Annotated in this window: 3 pseudogenes; 2 read left to right on the top strand and 1 reads right to left on the bottom strand. The window is 72.9% G+C overall.

The window, feature by feature from the left end:
• Positions 1-4,393 (bottom strand): annotated as a pseudogene (locus tag JNW89_RS25155) (amino acid adenylation domain-containing protein); the annotation flags it as partial.
• A gap of 495 nt (positions 4,394-4,888) precedes the next feature.
• Between JNW89_RS25155 and JNW89_RS25150 the strand changes: the two are divergent.
• Positions 4,889-5,325, top strand: a pseudogene (locus tag JNW89_RS25150) (IS3 family transposase); the annotation flags it as partial.
• Positions 5,315-5,954, top strand: a pseudogene (gene sufC / locus JNW89_RS25145) (Fe-S cluster assembly ATPase SufC); the annotation flags it as partial. The pseudogenes JNW89_RS25150 and sufC, both read left to right, overlap by 11 nt.

The raw sequence follows: 5,954 nt of genomic DNA, 5'->3' as shown, positions 1-5,954 counted from the left end.
GCCACCTCGGCGGCGCCGAACCGGCGCAGCAGGGCGGTCTCGGCGGCCGGCAGCGCGAGCGCGCCGATCCGGGCGTCCGGCGCGGCCAGCACGGCGGCGAGCAGCTCGCGGCAGCGCTGCACCAGGCGACCGATCGTCGCCGCGTCGAACAGGTCCGTGCGGTACTGCACGAAGCCGCCGGCCGCGCCGGGGTCGGTGGTGAAGGTGAACATCAGGTCGAACTTGGTGACGTCGAACGGGATCTCAGCGCTGCGCAGCCGGGCGGCGCCGAGCCGGGGCGCCGCCACGGCGCGTACCTCCAAGTCGAACATGGCCTGGAACAGCGGCGACCGGCTCGGGTCCCGGTCCGGGCTCAGCTCTTCCACCACCCGCTCGAACGGCACCTCCTGGTACTGGTACGCGTCGAGTGCCTGGTCACGGACCCGGCCGAGCAGCTCAGCGAAGCTGGGGTCGCCGGCCAGATCGGCCCGCATGACCAGGGTGTTGACGAAGAAGCCGATGACGTTCTCCACCTCGGGCCGGGTCCGCCCGGCCACCGGCACCCCGACGCCGAAGTCGTCCTGCCCGTTCCATCGGCCCAGCAGCACCTGGAACGCGGCGAGCAGGGTCATGTAGAGCGTGGCGCCGTGTCGGCGGCCAAGCCGCTCCAGACCGGCGACCAGCTCAGGTTCCAGGGTGAACTCATGGGTGGCGCCGACCCAGGAGGGCCGGGCGGGACGGGGCCGGTCGGTGGGCAGTTCGAGCGCGGGCAGCGCGTCGAGGCGCTTGTGCCAGTGGCCCAGCTCCGCGGCGAGGCGGTCGCCGGCTAGTTCCTGGCGTTGCCAGCCGGCGTAGTCGGCGTACTGCACCGGCAGTTCCGGCAGGGTCTCGCCACCGTGGAGCGCGCCCAGCTCGCGGACCAGCACGCCCATCGACCAGCCGTCGGAGACGATGTGGTGCATGGCCAGCACGAGCAGGTGGTCTGCCGGGCCGAGCTGCCAGACCAGGGCCCGGAACAGCGGCCGGCGGCCAGGTCGAACGGGCGGTGCAACTCCTCGCCGGCCTGCGCCACCGCGGTGGCGTACGGATCGGTCGCCGGCCGCACGTCGTGCCACTCGACGGTGACCTCGGCCGCGGCCGCCACCCGCTGCACGGGCTGCGCGTCGACCACCGGGAAGGTGGTGCGCAGCGACTCGTGCCGGTCGACGAGCTGCCGCAGCGCCCAGTCGAGGCGGCCCCGGTCGAGCGGGCCGTCGACCCGCCAGGCCAGCGCGGCCATGTAGTCCGGCGCGTCGGGTTCGAGCCGGTGCAGGAACCACATCCGCTCCTGGGCGAAGGAGAGCGGGAAGTCGCCGCTGCGGCGCAGCCGGGTGATCCCGGCTGCGGGCTCGGCGGCTGCCGCGGGCAGGACCGCGGCGAACTCGGCGATGGTCGGGTGGGCGAAGAAGGTACGCACGTCGACCGGCCGGTCGAGGGCCTTCACCAGCCGGGCCACCGCGAGGGTGGCCAGCAGCGAGTGCCCGCCGAGGTCGAAGAAGTTGTCGTGGACGCCGATCCGGTCGACCCTGAGGACCTGCCGCCACACCTCGGCGACGGCCTCCTCGATCTCGTCGCGCGGGCCCTCAAAGATGTCGGTCAGCTCGGGCCGGTGCCCGTCCGGGTCGGGCAGCCGGTCGCGGTCGACCTTGCCGCCGACGGTGCGTGGCAGCTCGTCGAGGACGACCACCACGGCCGGCACCATGAACTCCGGCAGCCGCTCACCGAGCCACCGCCGCACCTCGTCGACGGCCACGCCGGCGCCGGCCAGGTAGGCCACCAGCCGGTCCTGCCGGGCGACGACCACGGCGTCCCGCACGGCGGGGTGCTCGCGCAGCCGGGCCTCGACCTCGCCGACCTCGACCCGGAACCCGCGCACCTTAACCTGGCCGTCGGCCCGGCCGTGGAACTCCAACTGCCCGTCGGGCCGCCAGCGGACCAGGTCGCCCGTGCGGTACAGCCGCCCGCCCGGCTCGTACCCGAAGGGGTCCGGCAGGAACCGCTCGGCGGTCAGTCCCGGCCGGCTGAGGTAGCCCCGGGCCAGATGCCCACCGCCGACGAACAGCTCACCAACCGCGCCGGCCGGCACGTCGCGGAGCTGGGGGTCGAGCACGTACAGGGTGCGGTCGCCGATCGCCCGGCCGACCGGGACCGCGCCCACGACGCCGCGCGGGACGTGGGCCAACGCCGTGGTGACGGTGGTCTCGGTCGGGCCGTACGCGTTGAGCACCGCGGCGTCGGGACAGCGCGTCGCGAAGCGGTCCACGTCGGCGGGGCGCACCACGTCACCGCCGAGCACCATGAGCCGGAGCGCGCCCGGGACGCTCCCGTCCCGCTCGCTCAGCTCGGCGACCAGCTCGCCGAAGTAGGCCGGCGGCAGGTTGGCGACCGTGACGCCGTGCCGGTCCAGCAGCGGCAGCAGCGTCGCCGGGGCGACCAGCCCGTGCTCGGGCAGGACCAGGGCGGCCCCGCAGGACAGCGCCGGGAAGACCTGATCGATCGAGGCGTCGAAGGCGAGCGCGGCGAACTGAAGCACCCGGTCGGCCGGGCCGAGCCCGAAACGCCGCCGCATCCGCGACACGTGCGCGGCCATCGCGCCGCGCGGCACGCTCACGCCCTTCGGCCGGCCCGTCGACCCGGAGGTGTAGATCACGTACGCGAGCTGCGCCGGGTCCACCGGGACGCCCGGGTCGTCGTCGCGGCCGCCGTCGGGCAGTGGGCCGTCGAGCAGGACGTCGAGGCCGGCGTCGGCCCTGACGAAGTCGATCCGCTCGGCCGGCCAGGCCGGGTCCAGCGGCACGTACGCCCCGCCGGCCTTGAGCACGCCGAGCACGGCGGCGAGCAGGTCGGTCCCGCGGGGCAGGCGGATGCCGACCGGGGTCTCCAGCCGGACGCCGCGGTCGCGCAGCCACCAGGCCACCCGGTTGGCCCGCGCGTTCAGCTCCGCGTACGAGACGGTGTCGTCGGCGGCGATGGCGGCGAGTGCGCCCGGGTCGCGGCGGGACCGCTCCTCGAAGGCGACTACCGGGTCGACCACCCGGCCGGTCATCTCGGCGGCGCCGAACCGGCGCAGCAGGGCGGTCTCGGCGGCTGGCAGCGCGAGCGCGCCGATCCGGATGTCCGGCGCGGCGACCACGGCGGCGAGCAGCTCGCGGCAGCGCTGCACCAGGCGGCCGATGGTGGCGGCGTCGAACAGGTCGGTGCGGTAGACCACGGTCATGGCCAGCTCGTCGCCGCGCGGCTGGGCGAAGAGCGACAGCGCGAAGAGGGCCTTGGGCCGGTCGGTTTCGAAATCGGTGAAGCGCAGGGTGCCGGCCCGTCCGTCGTCGCCGGGCACGTTCTGCATGGCGAACCATGCGTCGATCAGCGACTCGGTGTCCGGCCGCTCGGGCCGCAGCTCCCGCACCACCCGCTCGTACGGCACGTCCTGGTGGTCCAGGGCGTCCAGCGCGTCGTCGCGGACCCGGCCGAGCAGCTCGGCAAAGGTCGGGTCGCCGGCCAGCCGGGCCCGTATGACCAGCGTGTTGACGAAGAGACCGATGAGGTTCTCCACCTCGGGCCGCCCGCGCCCGGCCACCGGGGTGCCGATGCCGAAGTCGTCCTGCCCGCTCCACCGGCCCAGGAGCACCTCGAACGCGGCGAGCAGGGTCATGTAGAGGGTGGTCCCGTGCTCGCGGCTGAGCCGGTGCAGCCCGGCCACCAGCTCCGGGCCGAGGGTGAACTCGCTGGTCGCCGCGGCGTGCGACGGCTGCTCCGGCCGGGGCCGGTCGGTGGGCAGGGCCAGCGCCGGCAGGCCGGCGAGCTGCGCCCGCCAGTGGTCGACGTCGGCCGCCAGGCGGTCCCCGTCGAGTTCCCGGCGCTGTGCCTCGGCGAAGTCGATGTAGCGCAGCGGCAGCTCGGGCACGTCCCCGCCGTCGTAGTGCGCGCCCAGCTCGCGCACCAGCACCCCGATCGACCAGCCGTCGGAGACGATGTGGTGCATCGCGGCCAGCAGCACGTGCTCGGTGTCGGTGAGCCGCCAGACGACCACCCGGAACAGCGGCCCGGTGGCCAGGTCGAACGGGCGACCGGCCTCGATCCCGGCCGCGCGGGCGACCTCGGCGGCCGAGCCGGCCTCGCGCCAGCCGATCGCGGTGTCGACGTGCGGGGCGAGCACGGCCCGGGGCACCCCGTCGCGTTCGACGAAGGTGGTACGCAGCGCATCGTGCCGGGCTACCACCGCGTCCAGCGCGCGCTGCAGGCGGTCGCGGTCGAGCGGACCGTCCACCCGCCACATCGGCGTGGTCACGTACGCGGCGCTCCGCCCGCCCGCCAGCCGGTCCATAAACCACATGCGGTGCTGAGCAAACGAAGGGGTGTAACAGAATCCGCCGCTCATGCTCACCTGGCGCAATTCACAGCTCCTCAAACAGCAGTGGGATCGGGTGAGCGCGCCCTCTGGCGCAATCACCTCCCAGGGACTGGTGCCATGCCGGATCCCTGCTGGCGTTCAGCAGGATGGAAGCGGCTCGGCAGCCTCCTGCACGGCAGCATGTCGACTTCGGATGCAAGCCAACAAAGCTCATGGATCCACATGCGACCAGTAGGAAAGCAGGCGAGATGTCACTCGCGCTTGAGTAGCCGATACTCAGCCGCTCAACTACGGCGTCTACGGGGCCCGCAAGATCTGGCAGAGCCGCGCCGTCATGGCCACCAGGTGGCCCGGTGCACGCTCGAGCAGCTGATGCGCGTCGCGGGTTCAGCCGATTGGTCGGCGCGTCTCATGACGGTCGCGTCCACACTGGTGGGGGACTGGCCCCGGTTCGGTTGACTCGCTGACCTGTGAGGATGCGGTCCTCGCTGGAAGGATGTCCCCACGCCGAGAGCGTTCCCGATGGAGTTCCGTCGTGATGTCGTCGCGGTCGCCCGGAAGGGCGAGGCGCCGTTGTCGCAGATCGCGAAGGGCTTCGGATCTCCGAGTCGCGTCCGCACCGCTGGTTGAAACTGGCCGACGTCGACGACGGCGTGCGTCCCGGCGTGACGAGCAGCAAGTCCACGGAGCTGCGTGAGCTGCGCAAGCGGAACAAGCTGTTGGAGCAGGAGAACGAGATCCTGCGCCGAGCGACGGCGTTCTTCGCACGGGAGATCACCCCAAAATGACCTACCCGCTGGTCCTCGACCTGGCCGCGGACGGGATCCCCCTCGCTGTGACCTGCCGGGTCCTGGGCTTCACCCCGCAGGCCTTCCAGCGTGGCGGAAGAATCCTGTCTCGCAGCGGGACTGGGACGACGGCACCTGATGAACACCGCTTCCGACATTCACCACGACGATCATGGGGCCGATCGGTTCCGGCAAGTCCACCCTGGCGTACTCGATCGCCGGCCACCCCAAGTACGAGATCACCGGCGGCTCGGTGACCCTCGACGGCGAGGACGTGCTGGCCATGTCCGTCGACGAGCGGGCCCGCGCCGGCCTCTTCCTGGCCATGCAGTACCCGGTCGAGGTCCCCGGCGTCTCGGTGGCCAACTTCCTGCGTACCGCCAAGACCGCCATCGACGGCGAGGCGCCGAAGCTGCGCACCTGGGGCGGCGAGCTGCGCGGCGCTATGGAGCGCCTCCAGATGGACCCGGCGTTCGCCCAGCGCAACGTCAACGAGGGCTCCTCCGGCGGTGAGAAGAAGCGGCACGAGATCGTGCAGCTGGAGCTGCTCAAGCCGAAGATCGCCATCCTCGACGAGACCGACTCCGGCCTCGACGTGGACGCGCTGCGCGTGGTCAGCGAGGGCGTGAACCGGGTCCGCGACACCGGCGACACCGGCGTGCTGCTGATCACCCACTACACCCGCATCCTGCGCTACATCAAGCCGGACTTCGTGCACGTCTTCGTCGCCGGCCGGATCGTCGAGCAGGGCGGGCCGGAGCTGGCCGACAAGCTCGAGGCCGACGCCTGGTGGCCGCTGC

The organism is Micromonospora sp. 4G55, from assembly GCF_016803375.1.
The sequence above is the reverse complement of the archived record's forward strand: the minus strand, read 5'-3'. Positions and strand labels throughout refer to the sequence as shown.